The sequence below is a fragment of the Dermabacter sp. Marseille-Q3180 genome (assembly GCF_940792985.1).
Lineage (GTDB): Bacteria > Actinomycetota > Actinomycetes > Actinomycetales > Dermabacteraceae > Dermabacter > Dermabacter vaginalis.
Genome location: NZ_CALNWU010000001.1, coordinates 1,004,317 through 1,020,058 on the forward strand (window position 1 = coordinate 1,004,317; position 15,742 = coordinate 1,020,058).

13 protein-coding genes are annotated in these 15,742 nt (G+C 64.9%); 4 read left to right on the plus strand and 9 right to left on the minus strand.

What is annotated here, in order from left to right:
- Entirely contained in the window at window positions 1-1,407 is a 1,407-nt protein-coding gene (locus NBW56_RS04530; protein ID WP_250258131.1) for an HAD family hydrolase, read from the minus strand.
- Between the two features lie 122 nt (window positions 1,408-1,529).
- Between NBW56_RS04530 and NBW56_RS04535 the strand changes: the two genes are divergently transcribed.
- Window positions 1,530-2,936 carry an NAD(P)-binding domain-containing protein gene (locus NBW56_RS04535; RefSeq protein WP_250258132.1) on the plus strand — a complete coding sequence of 469 codons (1,407 nt, stop codon included), beginning with the start codon at window positions 1,530-1,532 and terminating at the stop codon, window positions 2,934-2,936.
- On the opposite strand, the gene NBW56_RS04540 is transcribed toward NBW56_RS04535, so the two are convergent.
- From NBW56_RS04540 to NBW56_RS04570, 7 genes are read right to left on the minus strand one after another with little or no spacing between them, the layout of a single operon-like run.
- On the minus strand, window positions 2,875-4,701 hold the full coding sequence (locus NBW56_RS04540; RefSeq protein WP_250258133.1) for a CopD family protein: 1,827 nt from the start codon (window positions 4,699-4,701) through the stop codon (window positions 2,875-2,877). The two genes, NBW56_RS04535 and NBW56_RS04540, sit on opposite strands and share 62 nt — an antisense overlap.
- A complete protein-coding gene (locus tag NBW56_RS04545; RefSeq protein ID WP_250258134.1) occupies window positions 4,698-5,087 on the minus strand; it encodes a fluoride efflux transporter FluC in 390 nt (129 codons plus the stop codon). Before NBW56_RS04545 ends, NBW56_RS04540 begins: the two co-directional genes overlap by 4 nt.
- Window positions 5,084-5,641, minus strand: coding sequence for a fluoride efflux transporter CrcB (crcB, locus tag NBW56_RS04550; RefSeq protein ID WP_250258533.1), 558 nt, complete (start codon window positions 5,639-5,641; stop codon window positions 5,084-5,086). Before crcB ends, NBW56_RS04545 begins: the two co-directional genes overlap by 4 nt.
- 17 nt (window positions 5,642-5,658) lie before the next feature.
- Window positions 5,659-7,044 carry a dihydrolipoamide acetyltransferase family protein gene (locus NBW56_RS04555; RefSeq protein ID WP_250258135.1) on the minus strand — a complete coding sequence of 462 codons (1,386 nt, stop codon included), beginning with the start codon at window positions 7,042-7,044 and terminating at the stop codon, window positions 5,659-5,661.
- A gap of 35 nt (window positions 7,045-7,079) precedes the next feature.
- The gene (locus NBW56_RS04560) at window positions 7,080-8,063 is read right to left on the minus strand and encodes an alpha-ketoacid dehydrogenase subunit beta (RefSeq protein WP_284346090.1); all 984 of its coding nucleotides are present in this window, start codon (window positions 8,061-8,063) and stop codon (window positions 7,080-7,082) included.
- Window positions 8,060-9,205 (minus strand): thiamine pyrophosphate-dependent enzyme, encoded by a 1,146-nt coding sequence (locus NBW56_RS04565; RefSeq protein WP_250258136.1) that lies wholly within the window; start codon window positions 9,203-9,205, stop codon window positions 8,060-8,062. The genes NBW56_RS04560 and NBW56_RS04565 overlap by 4 nt, the downstream gene beginning before the upstream one ends.
- 32 nt (window positions 9,206-9,237) lie before the next feature.
- Window positions 9,238-10,320: a histidinol-phosphate transaminase gene (locus NBW56_RS04570; RefSeq protein WP_250258137.1), complete on the minus strand. Its 1,083-nt coding sequence runs from the start codon at window positions 10,318-10,320 to the stop codon at window positions 9,238-9,240.
- A gap of 55 nt (window positions 10,321-10,375) precedes the next feature.
- Here NBW56_RS04570 and purB point away from each other — a divergent pair, with 55 nt between their 5' ends.
- From purB to ppdK, 3 genes are all read left to right on the plus strand, one after another.
- Window positions 10,376-11,776 (plus strand): adenylosuccinate lyase, encoded by a 1,401-nt coding sequence (purB, locus tag NBW56_RS04575; protein WP_250258138.1) that lies wholly within the window; start codon window positions 10,376-10,378, stop codon window positions 11,774-11,776.
- A 7-nt stretch (window positions 11,777-11,783) separates the two neighbouring features.
- Window positions 11,784-12,095 carry a metal-sensitive transcriptional regulator gene (locus NBW56_RS04580; RefSeq protein WP_065248388.1) on the plus strand — a complete coding sequence of 104 codons (312 nt, stop codon included), beginning with the start codon at window positions 11,784-11,786 and terminating at the stop codon, window positions 12,093-12,095.
- 148 nt (window positions 12,096-12,243) lie between these two features.
- Window positions 12,244-14,976 carry a pyruvate, phosphate dikinase gene (gene ppdK / locus NBW56_RS04585; RefSeq protein WP_250258139.1) on the plus strand — a complete coding sequence of 911 codons (2,733 nt, stop codon included), beginning with the start codon at window positions 12,244-12,246 and terminating at the stop codon, window positions 14,974-14,976.
- Here ppdK and NBW56_RS04590 read toward each other — a convergent pair.
- On the minus strand, window positions 14,973-15,689 hold the full coding sequence (locus NBW56_RS04590) for an SDR family oxidoreductase (protein ID WP_250258140.1): 717 nt from the start codon (window positions 15,687-15,689) through the stop codon (window positions 14,973-14,975). The genes ppdK and NBW56_RS04590 overlap by 4 nt on opposite strands.
- Window positions 15,690-15,742 lie beyond the last annotated feature (53 nt).

The window sequence follows — 15,742 nt, forward strand, 5'->3', positions numbered from 1 at the left end:
TCAGTCCTGCTTTCGGTTCGGCCAGCTCTTCACCCACGCGAGAAAATCAGGGTCGCTCAAGGAGGAGAGCGTCACGTCGGCGACGTCGATCGGTTGCCCCGTCGAGGGAATCCCGATGAGGGTCATGCCAGCGGCTTTTGCGGCGCGCGCCCCGATCGGCGAATCCTCAAACGCGAGGCACCGGGAGGGCTCGCACCCGAGTGCTTTCGCGCCGGCCTCGTACATGTCGGGGGCGGGCTTCGGGTTTTCGACGGTACTCGCGCTTTGGAGACTCTCACAATATTCAATGAGGCCAGCGCCCGTGAGTTTCTTCTCGAGAATCTCGTGCCACGAGTTGGAGGCAACCGCGATCGGCACCTTAGTCGAGGCAAGTGCGAGGAATTCGCGCGCTCCCGGCATCACGGGGACGCTGCTTCCCAGCCGCGACTGGAAATCGTCGGTCACGAGTTGTTGCACATGAGCCGGGTCCAGGCCGGTCATCTCGCCGAGGATATCGGCGGTCTGCTCGAGGGTCGTGCCCATGAGCGCTCCAAGGTCCTCTTCCGTAGGCGATACGCCAGCGTCGTAGAGGACCTTGAGCTGCGTCTCGGTCCACAGCGCCTCGGTATCGAGAAGGAGGCCGTCGCAATCGGTCACGATCGCTTCGGGGATCTCGTGGCGCACGAGTCCAAGCGCGTTGTACACGGGCGAATACCCTTTGCGGCGATCGGGCCACGTCGCAGCCCATTCACGAAGGCCGGCATCACCGATCGCCTCGATCTCAAGTTCGCCCTCGGGATTCTGACCGGGGATCGTGGGAGCGACGATGAGTCGGCACCCAGCCGCGGAGGCCGCCTGTGCGCCCGTTTCCGAATCCTCAATCGCGAGGGTGCGCTCGGGGGCAACGCCAAGCAGTTCGCACGCGCGCACGTAAATGTCGGGGGCGGGCTTGGGGTTCGGAACGTCGTCGAGGGACACAACGTGGTCGACGTAGGGCAAAAGGCCAACGTCGGCGAGTTCCCTCACGAGCGGAGCGCGGTTGCTGTTCGAGGCCACCGCGACGGGGATGCGGGAGCTCGCAGCTTTGAGGAGCTCAGCGGCGCCCGGAAGAACGGGGATGCCCTCGGCAAGCTTGGCGAAGTAGATCTTTTTGAGGGCTTCGCCCACTTCCTCGGGGATCTCCCCCGTGAGCTCGGCGATCGCGATGACCACGTCCTTCACGTCACGGCCCACAAGCCACCGGCGGCGCTCCTCGTCCATTTCGAGGGAGCGCGCCTCAAGGTACTCGACCTGGGTGTCTTCCCACAGGCTCTGGGTGTTGAGAAGAACGCCGTCACAATCGAAAACGATCGCTTCGGGCGTGAAGGTTCCGAAGGTCTCGTGGAAGGGCGCAAGGCTGGGCGAAAAAGGCTCTGCGTAGTCGCTCATAGTGCCTCCACCATACGCAGCGGCCCTGAGAAGAGACCGTTCCCATCACAGCTTTTTTGCACGCGAGCGCCCTAGCATGTGGAACGTTAATCTTGCGTCGTTCTGGAAGGCATACCCCCGCCATGACTGCACTCACACGCGGATCCGTTCTTGTGATCGGAGCCGGCCCCTCGGGCCTCGCGGCCGCAGCCGCCCTGTCCTCACTCGGCGTGGAGTTCGATCTGGTGGATACGCAAAACCACGTGGGTGGCGTATGGAACGTCGCTAACGAGGACGCCCCAACCTGGCCGAGCATGAAACTCGCCACCTCGAAGTCTCACACCCAGTTTGACGATCTGCGCATGCCCGTGAGCTTCCCCTCATTCCCCTCCACCGATGAATACGCGACCTACCTTCGCGCCTACGCCTCCCATCACGGCCTCACGGAGCGTTTTGAGCCGAACAAGGCCGTGCGCAGCGCCCGCTCGTTTGGCGAGGGCCAATGGGAAGTAGATTTCTCCTCGGGCGAAGTGCGCCCCTACACCGGCATTATCGCCGCGCACGGCGTCTCGCAGCGTCCGTTCCTTCCGCCGCTGTGGCATGAGGCTCGTGAATCGGGCGTGCGCACAATCCACTCGAAGAACTTCCTCGGCGGCGAGGACACGACCGAGAAGAACGTGCTCGTGATCGGTGGTGGCCAAGAGGCTGCCGACATCGCCGTTGAACTCGCCAAGGCCAACCGCCGCGTTGCCCTCCATCCCACCGAGGCGCACTGGGTTGTGCCGCGCACGTGGGGCCCGTTCGCCGGTGACTCGCTCGCGAGGCTCGAGCCGACCTTCCTCGGTCGCGCCTTCAACGACACCGTCGCCGAGAAGCTCATCGAGCGCGCGATTGGCCGCCCCGAGACCGTGGGGCTGCCAAAGCCCAAGGTTTCAGTAATGGAAGATGAGCCGATCGTCTCTGATTCCTTCCTTAAGCTCGTGGACGAGCGTCGCATCGAAGTTCTCCAGGACGGCATGCACTTGCCATTCACGCGCTTCGATTTGATCGTCTTCGCGACCGGCTACGAACCGGGCGTCGACTACCTCGACCCCGCGTACACGAGCGATCTCTCCCTCGGGGCGTACCCGCGCTCACGCCGCGACCTTGCCGTGCTCGGCCAGGTACGCGTGCTCGGTGGCGTTACCCCGATCCTCACCCAGCAGGCCGACATCGCGGCATACGCGATGAAAGAACTCCTCGACGAGCTCGAGACGGGCACGCCGTCGCCCGCGCTCGCACGCTTCGAAAAGCTCAAGTCACGCGCCGATGCCGATGTTCACCGCACCGCTCCCCGCCAAAGCGGCGCTGGCCTCCGCGGCGCCGTCTCGGGCGTCGCTTCCCGCGTGCGCACCGCGACGCACTCCACGCGCATCGCGGAACAAACGCCGTGGAACGAGCAGAGCAGCCTCGACTCCCTACCCGAGGATCAGCCGATCCGCCTCCCGCTTACCGATCGCGAGCGTCTCCTCGCACGCCTTGCAACCGCGCGCGCGATTTTCGAGAAGTAAGCGTCGCGCCCCACACCGCCGCCCCGTAGATCGCAACGATCACGGCGGCGAGGCCCGCGCCCACGTGTTGGTCACGGAGGGTATCGGCAAACCACGTGCGCCCCATGGCGCCGAACCAACTCGGGGCGATCGCGTACGGCGTGAACGCCATCCACGCGAGTACGGCCACGAGAGCAAAGGCGCCGAGCGCGAAGGCGCCTTTCTTCCCCGCACGCATGAGCACCACGAGCAGGGCACCGCACGCCATCATCGCGAGGTCAAGGCCAAGATTTGCGGGGTGAGATTCGAGCAGTCGGCGCATGATCGCTGGAACAAGGTAGGCGCAGGCGAGAGCGAACGCCGGCAGAAGGGCGATTGCGCAGGTGAAGGCGCGACGCTTGCCGAGCACACCCCGAACCCCGTCGAGAAAGGCCTCGCTTGCCCCCATCCCGAGGGCGCTTCCCGGAAGCACAAGGAGGGCGAGTGCGAGCGCGAGGTGCGCGCTGAACAGCACTCGTGAGTAGACCGCGAGTGCGCTCGAGGCAAGGAGTGGGTAAAGAACGAGAGCGAGAACGATCCAGCGCCGATTCGGGTGATCAACTCCGCGCGCGACCCTCCGTGTGAGAAGCCACGTGAGCGCGAGGATCGAAGCGCCGATCGCGAAAATATCGGGCCTCACCTGCGTGAGGGAAGCAAAACTTCGCGGATCAGGAGGAAGCGCGTAGGTCGTGAGAATGCCGGCGGGTGTGGCTGGCGGTGGGATGTTTTGCGCGGGTGGCGGCGAGCTCGACATCGCGGCGGCAAGACCGATCGCGGCGCCCATGAGGAGAATCTCGAGGAGCGCGAGTTCACGAAAACCGGAGCGCACAAGGGACGTGCGCCGCGCGAGCACCCGCCGCTGAACGTAACCGCACACACCGAGAACGAGAAGCAACGCCGCCTTCGCGAGACCAAGCTGCCCATATGGATGCGTCAAGAGTTCGCTGAGTGCGCTCAAGCGCGCGAGGATCGCGAGCACACCCGAGAGGGCAAGGCCGATCCACGCGAGGAGCGCGAGGGAAGAGAAACGCTCGACCGCGCGCCGCATTTCGGGCTCGTCTTCGTCGTGGAGTGCGGGGAGGAATTGCAGCACCAGGAGGGGCCCGACCCACACCGAGAAGGCGAGGAGGTGGAAGAACATCGAGCTCGTCGCACTTTCGTGGCTCACGCTTCCCGCGGCGTGCCCCGTCATGCCCTTGGCAACGACCGCGCCGAGGGCCGTGAAGGTTGTGGCTCTGGCGGTTCGCGTGCTCGTTCCCGATACCCCGACGGCGCTCGCGAGTGCGGTTGCGGCGATCGCGGTAATGCTCCATACCCCAAGGTCACTCGCGGCGAACACGCCGATATCGGAACCGAAGTGGGCAGAAAATAGAGGTTGGCCGGAGGAGAGCGAATACGCGAGGATGAACTGGACGATGAGGAGGAGGGTCCATGCGATCGCGCTCGCGAACGCGATCGTCATGGCGCGCTCTCTCGCGCGCACCGTCCATGCGGCGGGCTCGGGTGAAGGGTCGAGTAGCCATCCCGCGAGAATCGATCCGCCGAGCGTGAGCGCTCCCGCGGCAGCGGCGAGTGCTGCACTCACGGGGAGCAGAGTCTCGGTTGCTCGGCCCGCGTTCACGAGCAGGATTTCGGCGTCCCCTGCCGCGTAGCGCGCGCCGGCCAAGGCCGCTGCCGCGCCGCCCGCGAGGGCCACGCACGAGATAAGGAGCGCGGCGATCACCGCGCGCGTGTGCGCACGGCTCACGCAGTCACCACAATGCCAAGCCAGAACGCTGCGAGGGCCGAACCAAGGCTGAGCGCGTAGTAGCCGAGGGCCGTAACCGTGGCGCGCGAGCGCACGAGCATCACGATTTCGAGCATGAAGGTCGACATGGTCGAAAGCGCGCCGCAAAACCCTGCTCCGAACAGCGCCGCGAAGCTCGCCGCAACGAGGTCGGTCGTGCCACCGAGTCGACGCAGCACGATTGCAAGAAAGAACGAGGCAATCACGTTCGCCACAAACGTCGGCCATGGAATGGGCGAGGCGGGCTTATCGGGGCTCGTTGAGGGCTTCAGGGCGGGCACGAATGTGAGCCCGTATCGGGCTGCGGCACCGAAAGCGGCTCCGAGGGCAACGATGACGACGATCATGGCGCTTCCTCCCCTTCCGCGGCGTGTTCGCGCGTGCTCATCACGCCCACGCGGTTACCCGCAACGAGGCCCACCATGACCGCGAGGACGCATACGAGGACGCTCGCGGTCACGTATTTAAAAGCTTCGAGCGGAAAGCCCGCGCCAATGATCGCGGCAATCTCGCCCGTGAATGTGCTCATCGTCGTGAAACCGCCACAAAATCCGGTGCCGAGCACAAGCTTGCACTGCGCATACTTCGGTGGTCGCTCGTCCCAATATCCCGTGAGCACGCCGAGGATCAAGCATCCAAGAAAGTTGGCAGCGAGTGTGCCCCACGGGAGATCGACGAGCGTCAGGGTCGTGGTGGCAGGGAGGGTGACCGAAAGGGCATAGCGCACAACTGCACCGGCGGCGCCGCCGAGTGCCACCCACGGGGCGCCTTTACGGAAGGGCAGCGGCTTGGGCTCAACGCGCACCGCGGCCGTGTCCGTGCTCGTGACGGCCGCGAATTCGGCCGTGCGCATGAGCGGGTCCTCACGGCGAAGGCTCCCGCGCTCTCCCTGGTCGTCCATCACCGCTCTAGCGTACGTCAGCCCCACACGAGTCCGAGACTCGGGTTCTCGAGAACAGCCGAAACGTCACGAAGCAGCTCCGAACCGAGCGCGCCGTCGATGAGGCGGTGATCGAAACTCAGCGCGAGTGAGCACACCTTGCGGGAGACGATCTCGCCGTCCACGACCCACGGCTTGTTCTTAATCGCGCCGAAGCCGAGGATGACTGACTCGCCGGGATTGAGGATCGGGGTGCCCGAATCGATGCCGAACACACCGAAGTTCGTGATCGTGATCGTGCCGTTGCGGGTTGCGGAGAGCGGCGTTTGCCCCGCACGCGCCGTTTGCGCGAGGTCGTTGATGCTCACGGCAAGCTCGCGCAGCGTGAGAAGGTGAGCATCCTTGATATTTGGCACGATGAGGCCGCGCGGAGTAGCCGCGGCGATGCCCAGGTTCACGAAGTGCTTATAGACGATCTCCTGGCTTTCCTCGTCCCACGAGGCGTTGACCTCGGGATTGCGGCGAATCGCAACGAGGAGCGCCTTCGCGAGCACAACGAGCGGAGAGATTTTGACGTCCTTCCACTCGCGGCTTTTCTTGAGCGTGTCGAGCAGTTCAAGAGTTGCGGTCATATCGACCTCGTTGAACACCGTGACGTGCGGCGCTGTAAACGCCGAGCTCACCATTGCTTCGGCGGTGCGTTTACGCACGCTGCGGATCGGTACGCGCGTCGTCTGCTCGTCGCTCGTCACCCCCGGGAACGGCTGGCTCTTCGGGGTTTTCATGTGCCCGGCAAGGTTTTCCGGCGCCTGCTTCTCTTCGCTCGGGAAGAAGCTTCCGGTCTGATCGGGGTTCTGCGCGGGGTGCTGTTCGAGCGAGCGCTGCGACGCGGCGATGACGTCTTGACGGGTCACGACTCCCCCGCGTCCTGTCGCGAGCACCTCGTGAAGGGCCACGCCAAGGTCTTTCGCGAGCTTGCGCACGGGCGGCTTCGCGAGAATGCGGTCGATCGGCACCTGAGGCTCGGACCCGCTTTGCGCGATCGCACGCTTTTTCCTTCGCGGGGCGGGGGTTTCACGCGCGCCGTACCCCACGAGGGTCTTCGGTTCGGTCTCCTCGGGCTTTTCGGAAGCGTCGGCCTTTTCGAGAGCGTCGGGTTCCGACGCCTGCTCCGCCTCCGGCGAAGTCTCAATATCAAACATGGGCTCGCCCACGTTGAGCTCATCGCCTTCCTTCACATGGACTTTGGCGACGAGGCCTGCGACGTGCGAGGGAAGCTCGACCGCACTCTTCGCTGTCTCAACGGTCACAACGGGGTCGTTGATTTCGACCCGATCGCCCTCCTTCACCTTGATCTCGATGATCTCTGCCTCGGTGAGGCCCTCGCCGGGATCGGTGAGGCAAATCTGGGTGATGCTACTCATGAGGGAACCTTTCGGGTGAGTCGATGCTCGATAGATCAGTGCTCGAGGGAGCGGTCAACGGCGTCAAGAACGCGTTCGAGGTCGGGCAGGTAGGCGTGCTCCATGCGCGCCGGCGGATACGGCGTGTGGTAGCCGCCCACGCGCATAACGGGGGCCTCCAGGCTATAGAAGCAGCGCTCCGTGAGGCGCGCCGCGATCTCGCCTCCGAGGCCGCCGAAGACGGGAGCCTCGTGAACGATGACGAGCCGGCCCGTTTTCGTGACGGAGGCCTGGAGACAATCGAAATCGATCGGGTTGAGGCTGCGCAGGTCGATTACTTCGAGCGAGAGGCCGTCGTCTTCGGCGGCCTGGGCTGCCTCGAGAGCCACGGGGACCGTCGGACCCCATGAGACGAGCGTGAGATCCGCACCCTCTCGCACGACGTTCGCCTCCCAGTGCTTGAGCGCGGGCCTGTTTTCGGTGTCCACTTCGCCCTTCACCCAGTAACGACGCTTCGGCTCGAGCATGATGACGGGGTCATCCGACTCGATTGCCTGGCGCGTGAGCCAGTAGGCGTCGTTCGCATTGGAGGGCGTGAGAATCCGCAGACCAGCGGTGTGGGCGAAGAGCGCCTCGGGGCTTTCCGAGTGGTGCTCAACAGCACCGATACCACCGCCATAGGGGATGCGGATGACAACGGGCATCCGCACGCGCCCCTCGGTGCGGTAGTGGGTCTTCGCGAGTTGGGTCGTGATCTGGTTGTAGGCGGGGAACACGAAGCCGTCGAACTGAATCTCGCAAATCGGGCGGTAGCCGCGATAGGCAAGACCCACGGCCGAGCCCACAATGCCGGCCTCACCGAGTGGCGTATCGACGACGCGGAGATCACCGAATTCGTCGAGGAGCCCCTGCGTCACGCGGAACACCCCGCCGAGCCGGGCGATGTCCTCTCCCATGAGCATGACCTTTTCGTCCGCGCGCATTGCATCGCGGATCCCCAGGTTGATCGCGCGGGCGATCGGGAGCTTTTCGATGCTCACTTGCCCTCGCCCTCCTCTTCAAACTGTTCGATGTAGCGAATGTACTCGGCGCGTTCCTCGGCCACGAGGGGGTGCTCGTCCACGTACACGTGGTCGAAAATCTGGATCGGATCCGGATCCTCGAGAGCGTGAATGTGGTGGTGGAGGCTCATGGAAAGATCGTGGCCCTCCTCCTTGCAACGCTCCACAAAGGCAGCATCCAGCTGATCCTCGCGCTTGAGATACGCCTCGAACCGCGCGATCGGATCGAGCGCAGCCCACTGCTTCTCCTCGTCTTCGCCGCGGTAGATGCGCGGCTCATCGCTCGTCGTGTGCGCGTTCATACGGTAGGTGAGAGCTTCGATGAAGTGTGGCCCCTGCCCTCCACGCGCGGCATCGAGCGCAAGGCGGCTCACGGCGTAGCTCGCGAGCACGTCGTTGCCATCCACGCGAACCGAGGGAATGCCCCAGCCGCGGCTGCGCTGCGCGAGCGGTACGCGCGTTTGTACGCTCGTTGCGGTCGAGATCGCCCACTGGTTGTTTTGCGTGAGAAACACGATCGGCGCCTCGAAGCTCGCGGCCCACGTGAATGCTTCGGAAACCTCGCCCTCGGAGCTCGCACCGTCGCCAAAGAGCGCGAGGACGGCCGTGTCAACCTCCGCATCGCCCGTACCGCATGCGCCATCGCGCGTAATCCCCATCGCGTAGCCAACAGCCTGGGGGGCTTGAGCGCCGAGCACGATCATGTACGGGTGGGTCATGAGCTCGCGCGGGTCCCAGCCGCAATGGTTGATTCCGCGCCATACCTCGAGAAGCTTCCACGGCTCGATCCCGCGCGCCCACGCGACGCCGTGTTCGCGATAGGTCGGGACGAGGTAGTCGTGCGCACGGGCCGCGTGCCCGGCACCGATTTGCGCGGCCTCCTGGCCCACGGCGCTCGCCCACAGGCCGAGCTGCCCCTGGCGCTGGAGGGAGGTCGCCTCGTGGTCGGCGGCGCGAACGATCACCATGTCACGGTAAAAACCGCGCAGGTCGTCGAAGTCGAGGTGCGCGAGCGCGGCATCAAGCTCGTCGTGTGGCGTGCGCGTGCCATCAGGCGAAAGAAGCTGGAGCGTCGGCTCGCTTGAGGCTGGATTCGGTATCGCGGTCTGGAAAACACTCACGAAACCCAGCCTAACCTACGGTGGCGTAGGTTTCAGCTTTTCTGCTCCTCCCACGCCTGCGCAATGGCGATCAGGCGCGAATTCGCGGCCTCTTCCGCAATCGTGATCCGGCAACCGTCGGATCCATACCCCCGCACCACGAGACCCCGCTCGAGCGCGAAGTGCACGAACTCCCCCGTGCGCTCGCCGAGCGGGAGGTACACGAAGTTGCCGTGCGACGGCACGAGCGTGCAGCCCAGGTCCAAGCCTTCGAGGGCGTGCTGCACCCGCGAGCGCTCCCGGCGAATCCACTCGACCCGCTCGGCAAGCTCGGTCCGGGCCGGCTCCTCGAGCGCCACGCACGCGGCGGTCTGGGCGAGGCTCGAGGCGCCGAACGGAATCGCCACCTTGTCGAGGGCCTTGGCGAGGCGAGGATGAGCAATCGCGTAACCGAGGCGGAGACCCGCGATGCCGTGCACCTTCGAGAAGGTCCGCACGCGCACGAGATTCTCGAAATCCTCGAAGGCTCGCGCTGAATCCGCGCGCACGTCGGGATCGGCGAATTCAACGTAGGCCTCGTCGAGCGCGACCGTCACGGTATCGGGAATGCGCTCGAGAAACGCCATAAGCTCGGGCGTTGTGAGCACCGTGCCCGTTGGGTTGTTCGGGGAACACAGGAAGATGAGGCGAGTACGCTCCGTGACAGCCTCGGCGATTGCCTCGAGGTCGAGTTCATGAAGCTCCGTGAGGGGAACGGGGACGGCCGTCGCACCGTGAGAGCGCACGAGAATCGGATACGCCTCGAAGCTCCGCCACGGAAAAATCACCTCGTCGCCCTGATCGGCGAGTGCGCGCACGAGGTCACCGAGAACGGCCGAGGCGCCCGTCGACACGTGAATCTGCGCGGGCTCGACCCCGTGCTCGGCCGCGAGGAGAGTACGAAGCCTCACCGCCGCCATGTCAGGATAGCGGTTAAGCCCCGCGAGCTCCCTCTCAAGCGCGGCGCGAATCTCGGGAAGCGGCGCAAACGGCGACTCGTTCGAACTCACCTTGTACGCGTTGGCGGGCGCAGGTTTCCCCGGAACGTAGGAGGGGATCGACTCGAGTACGCTTCGCACGTGAATGTTTTCGGCCATGCAGGAATGGTACGTGCAGGGCGCACTCGCACGCAGTCCGTGCCAAAATAGCTGCATGCGCCTCAGTGAAATTGACCCCGCTCTTCCGCTCACCCCGCTCGATGGCCGCTACCGCGCCCAGGTCGCTCCACTCGTGGATCACCTCAGCGAGGCCGCCCTCAACCGCACCCGCATGATCGTGGAGACCGAGTGGATGATCCACCTCCTCGACCAGGGCGCGATCCCCGGCTTGCGCTCTCTCACGGAGGAAGAACGCACCCTCCTGCGCCAGATCCCCGAGGATTTCGGCGCCGAGGGCATCGCCGAACACGCCGAGATCGAGCGCGAAACCGTGCACGACGTCAAGGCCGTCGAGTACTACATCAAACGCCGCCTCGCAGGCACGAGCCTCGAGCCCCTCGCCGAAATCGTGCACATCTACTGCACGAGCGAAGACATCAACAACCTCTCCTACGCCCTCATGATCAAGGGCGCCCTCGAAGACGTTTGGCTTCCGGCGCTGCGAGACCTCACCGCCGATATCGCGCAGCTTGCACGCGAATGTGCCGACATCCCCATGCTGAGCCGCACCCACGGCCAGGCGGCGACCCCCACGACCCTCGGCAAGGAACTCGCCGTGTTTGCCTATCGCCTCGAGCGCCAGATCGCGCGCCTCGAGACCGACGAGATCCTCGGCAAGATCAACGGCGCGACCGGCACGTGGGCTGCCCACGCCATCTCCGTGCCCGGCACCGATTGGCCAGCGGTCGCCAAGAGCTTGGTGGAGCACCTCGGCCTCACGTGGAACCCGCTCACGACTCAAATCGAGAGCCATGATTGGCAAGCGGAAATTTACTCGGACGTCGCGCGCGCGGGCCGCATCCTCCACAACCTCGCGACCGACATGTGGACCTACATCTCGCTCGGCTACTTCCGCCAGCGCTTGAGCGCCCAGGGCGGAACGGGCAGCTCGACCATGCCGCACAAGGTGAACCCGATCCGTTTCGAGAACGCCGAGGCGAACCTCGAGATCTCGGGTGCACTCTTCGATGTTCTCGCGCAAACTCTCGTGACCTCGCGCCTCCAACGCGATCTCACCGACTCGACCACACAACGCAACATCGCACCTGCCTTCGGCCACTCGCTCCTCGCGATCTCCAACCTCAAGCGAGGGCTCGCCGGCCTCGATATCGACGCCGAGCAGATGGCACGCGACCTCGACGCCAACTGGGAGGTCCTCGGAGAAGCCGTCCAGTCCGTCATGCGCACGCTCGGCATTCAGGGGGTCGAGGGGATGGATTCACCGTATGAACGCCTCAAGGAACTGACGCGCGGCAAGCGCGTGGATGGTCACGCGATGCGAGAGTTCATCACGTCGCTCGACCTTCCTGAAAAGGAGCGCGAGCGACTCCTCGCCCTTACCCCCGCGATGTATGTGGGGCTTGCGGCCTCACTCGTGGACTACCTCGAGGACTGATCTGCCCATGAACGACTGCTGCTCGGCCCCGCACGAGACCGCCCCCGGCTACCACGCCGATAAAACCGCCTACGTGCGGCGCTTGAAGCGCATCGAGGGTCAGGTGCGCGGGCTCCAGCGCATGCTCGAGGACGACACGTACTGCATCGACGTGCTCACCCAGGTCAGCGCCGTCAAACGCGCCCTCGAAGCGGTCTCGCTCGGCCTCGTCGAGGATCACGTGCGCCACTGCGTGCGGGATGCGGCCACCGACGGCTCCCCCGCCGTGATTGATGAGAAGCTCACCGAGGTGCTCACCGCCGTCAAACGCCTGATGTGAGAGTCTCGAGCGGCGCTTAGCATCCGTCGGACCCAAAATTCCGGCCGACCGGATTCCGTGCCCGCCAAAACCCTCGCGCGCTGAGCCGGCGAGGCGCACAATGGTGCCACCCCACCCGCCACAATGATGTGTTTGAGGACGGTCCGCCATGAGCGATCAGTACGTGTACCCTTTTAGCGCCGGTTCGCGCGAGCAGGTCGATCTGCTCGGCGGCAAGGGTGCGAATCTCGCCGAAATGACCCAGCTCGGACTTCCCGTGCCACCCGGCTTTACGATCACGACCGACGCCTGTCGGTACTACATGCGCTACGGGCACGAGCCAAGTGCACTCAACGACCAGGTGAAGCGCGAACTCGCGAGTGTCGAGAAGGAACTGGGGCGCACGTTCGGCGACCCGAAAAATCCGCTTCTCGTAAGTGTGCGTTCGGGCGCAAAAGTCTCGATGCCCGGGATGATGGAAACCGTGCTCAACGTCGGCCTCAACGATGCAACGCTCGAGGGCCTCGCCGAGCTTTCGCACTCGCGGCGCTTCGCGCTCGATTCCTACCGCAGGCTCCTCCAAATGTTTGGCCGCACCGTGCTCGATATCGATGCCGAGCTTTTCGAGGCAGTTCTCGACGACGCGAAGTCGGCCGCGGGAGCAGCGAGCGATGTCGAGCTTTCGGAAGGCGACCTCGAGCGGATCGTCGCGAGTTTCAAAGAGATCATCGAGCGCGAATCCGGCGCGCCCTTCCCGCAGGATCCGTTTACGCAGCTCACCATGAGTATCCACGCCGTGTTCGACTCGTGGAATTCGCCGCGCGCGATCGTGTACCGCAACACCGAGCGCATCCCCCACGATCTCGGCACAGCCGTCAACGTGTGTTCAATGGTGTTCGGAAACCTCGATGATCACAGCGCAACAGGCGTCGCTTTTACGCGTGACCCCGCGACGGGTGCACGCGGCGTGTACGGCGACTTCCTTATCAATGCTCAGGGCGAAGACGTCGTTGCGGGCATCCGCAACACGCTGAGCCTGCCCGATATGGAGAGGTTGCTTCCCGAAAACTACCGCGAACTCATCGGCATCATGGAGCGGCTCGAACAGCACTACCGCGACCTGTGCGACATCGAGTTCACGGTCGAATCGGGCAAACTGTGGATGCTCCAAACTCGCGTGGGCAAGCGCACCGCCGCTGCCGCCTTCCGCATCGCGACCGCCCTCCTCGACGAGGGAGCGATTAGCGAAAACGAAGCCCTCATGCGCGTGAGCGGAGACCAACTCTCGCGCCTCATGTTCCCCGCGTTCGATCCGCACGCCGAGCGCGTACTCCTCGCACGCGGCATGAATGCCTCCCCGGGCGCCGCTACCGGTCACGTCGCCTTTACCTCCGCCGACGTGCTCGAACGTGCGAAAGCAGGCACGCGCTCGATCCTCGTGCGCCGCGAAACCAACCCCGACGACCTCGCAGGCATGATCACCGCCGAAGGCGTGCTCACGGCGCGCGGCGGGAAGACCTCCCACGCGGCCGTCGTTGCCCGCGGTCTCGGCCGCACGTGCGTGTGCGGCGTCGAGGCATTCACGGTCGATGAGGCCGCCCGCGAAGTTCGCGTTGACGGCGAAGTGGTGCTGCGCGACGGGGATCTCGTGTCGATTGACGGCACGAGCGGTGAAGTCTTCCTCGGAGAGGTTCCCGTGCAGCCGAGCGCCGTGGCCGCCTATTTTGAATCCGGTGCAAGCCTTGAAGGCGCGACCGATATGCCACTCGAGGGCCTTGACGATGGCGAAGTCGAGCTCGTCACGAGCGTTGATCGACTCATGCGCGTCGCCGATCGCGAGCGCGCCCTACTTGTGCGCGCGAACGCCGATACTCCCGAGGATGCCGCTCGGGCGCGCCGCATGGGCGCCCAGGGCATTGGCCTCACACGCACCGAGCACATGTTCCTCGGCGATCGCCGCAAGCTCGTCGAGGACCTCATCCTTGCCGCAAGTCCCGAGGAACGCGAAGAGGCTCTCGCTGCGCTCCTCCCCCTCCAGCGCGGCGATTTCCTCGAGATGATCCGCGAGATGGACGGCCTGCCCATGACCGTGCGCCTCCTCGATCCGCCGCTCCACGAGTTCCTCCCCGACCTCACCGAACTCTCGGTGCGAATCGCGAAGGCTGAAGAGCGCGGCGAGCACAACGATCATGAGATCAAGGTGCTCGAGGCCGTGAAGCGCCTACACGAGCAGAACCCGATGCTCGGTCTTCGAGGGGTGCGGCTAGGCCTCTCCATCCCGGGCCTCTTTGGCATGCAGACCCGCGCGATCCTCGAGGCCGAAGCGAAGGCTCGCGCCGAAGGCTTGAAGCCGCAGGTGGAGATCATGATCCCGCTCGTAAGCTCCGTTCGTGAGCTGCGCGAGATCAAGAAGGAAATCTTCGCCGTGCGCGACGCAGTCACGCAGGAAACCGGCCTCAAGCTCACCACCGTGATCGGTTCGATGATCGAGCTGCCGCGCGCTGCCCTTCGCGCCGACGAAATCGCTGAGGAAGCCGAGTTCTTCAGTTTCGGCACGAACGACCTCACGCAAACCACGTGGGGCTTCTCGCGCGACGACGTCGAGGCCGGGTTCTTCTTCACCTATAAGGAGCACGGCATCCTGCTCACGAGCCCGTTTGAGTCGATCGACCAATTCGGCGTCGGCGAACTCGTGCGCATCGGCACCGAACGCGGACGCGCCGTCAACCCGGACCTCCATGTCGGCGTGTGCGGCGAACACGGTGGAGACCCGAGCTCGATTCACTTCTTCAACTGGCTCGGGCTCGACTACGTCTCGTGCTCACCGTTCCGCGTGCCAGTCGCACGGCTCGAGGCGGGCCGCGCGACGCTCAGCGTAGATGACTTCGAGATGAGCCACTAGCGCGGGCGGATGGAGAGCACGTCAATGTTCGCCTCGGGCGGGGCCGTGAGCGCGTAGCGCACGGCCTCGCCGATCGTCTCGGGCGTCATGTAGTCGCTCTCGACGTACTCACCGCCCTCGTAGGCGCGCAGTTCGCGCTGCATGTCGGTCGCGACGCGCCCCGGGTGGAGCGATACGACGCGCACGCCGTTTCCACGTTCTTCCTCGCGCAGCGCATCGGAGAGGGCGCGCAGGGCGAACTTGGTCGCGGAATACACGGCGTTGCCGGGCTTCGACGTGAAGCCCGAGCCGGAATTCACGAACACGATCGTGCCGCGCGCCTCGCGAAGCTCCGGGAGGATCTGGGCGGTGAGAACGGCCTGCGCGGTCACGTTCATGTGGAGGGCGAACTCCCAGTCGCTCGGCTTGGTGTTTTCGACCGTGTCGCCGGCGAGTACGCCCGCGCTCAGCACGACGCCGTCAAGCCCGCCGCTGCCTGTTCCGAGGGCGCCGCTCTCGCGGGCTTCGCGCATGCCGTCGATAATTTTCTGCGAATCGGCAAGGTCCGCAAGGACATACTCGGCCGACGGTAGCTCGGCCACGAGCGCTTCGAGCGCCTTTTCGTCGCGGCCCACGAGCACGAGATGGGCGAAGTCTTGGAGCGCGAAGGCGGTCGCGCGGCCGATGCCGCGCGTCGCGCCCGTGATCAAGATGCGGGGCTTCGAATTTGTCATAACCCCACTGTGTCACGTTCGCCTCGAGGAACCCTGCCCTCGGAACGCTCGGG

Excerpts from the sequence above, each read along its gene's own strand:
- NBW56_RS04530 (WP_250258131.1), bottom strand. The coding sequence starts at position 1,407 with ATGAGCGACTACGCAGAGCCTTTTTCGCCCAGCCTTGCGCCCTTCCAC.
- NBW56_RS04580 (WP_065248388.1), top strand. The coding sequence starts at position 11,784 with ATGAACGACTGCTGCTCGGCCCCGCACGAGACCGCCCCCGGCTACCAC.
- NBW56_RS04570 (WP_250258137.1), bottom strand. The coding sequence starts at position 10,320 with ATGGCCGAAAACATTCACGTGCGAAGCGTACTCGAGTCGATCCCCTCC.
- crcB (WP_250258533.1), bottom strand. The coding sequence starts at position 5,641 with ATGGACGACCAGGGAGAGCGCGGGAGCCTTCGCCGTGAGGACCCGCTC.
- ppdK (WP_250258139.1), top strand. The coding sequence starts at position 12,244 with ATGAGCGATCAGTACGTGTACCCTTTTAGCGCCGGTTCGCGCGAGCAG.
- purB (WP_250258138.1), top strand. The coding sequence starts at position 10,376 with ATGCGCCTCAGTGAAATTGACCCCGCTCTTCCGCTCACCCCGCTCGAT.
- NBW56_RS04590 (WP_250258140.1), bottom strand. The coding sequence starts at position 15,689 with ATGACAAATTCGAAGCCCCGCATCTTGATCACGGGCGCGACGCGCGGC.
- NBW56_RS04555 (WP_250258135.1), bottom strand. The coding sequence starts at position 7,044 with ATGAGTAGCATCACCCAGATTTGCCTCACCGATCCCGGCGAGGGCCTC.
- NBW56_RS04545 (WP_250258134.1), bottom strand. The coding sequence starts at position 5,087 with ATGATCGTCGTCATCGTTGCCCTCGGAGCCGCTTTCGGTGCCGCAGCC.
- NBW56_RS04535 (WP_250258132.1), top strand. The coding sequence starts at position 1,530 with ATGACTGCACTCACACGCGGATCCGTTCTTGTGATCGGAGCCGGCCCC.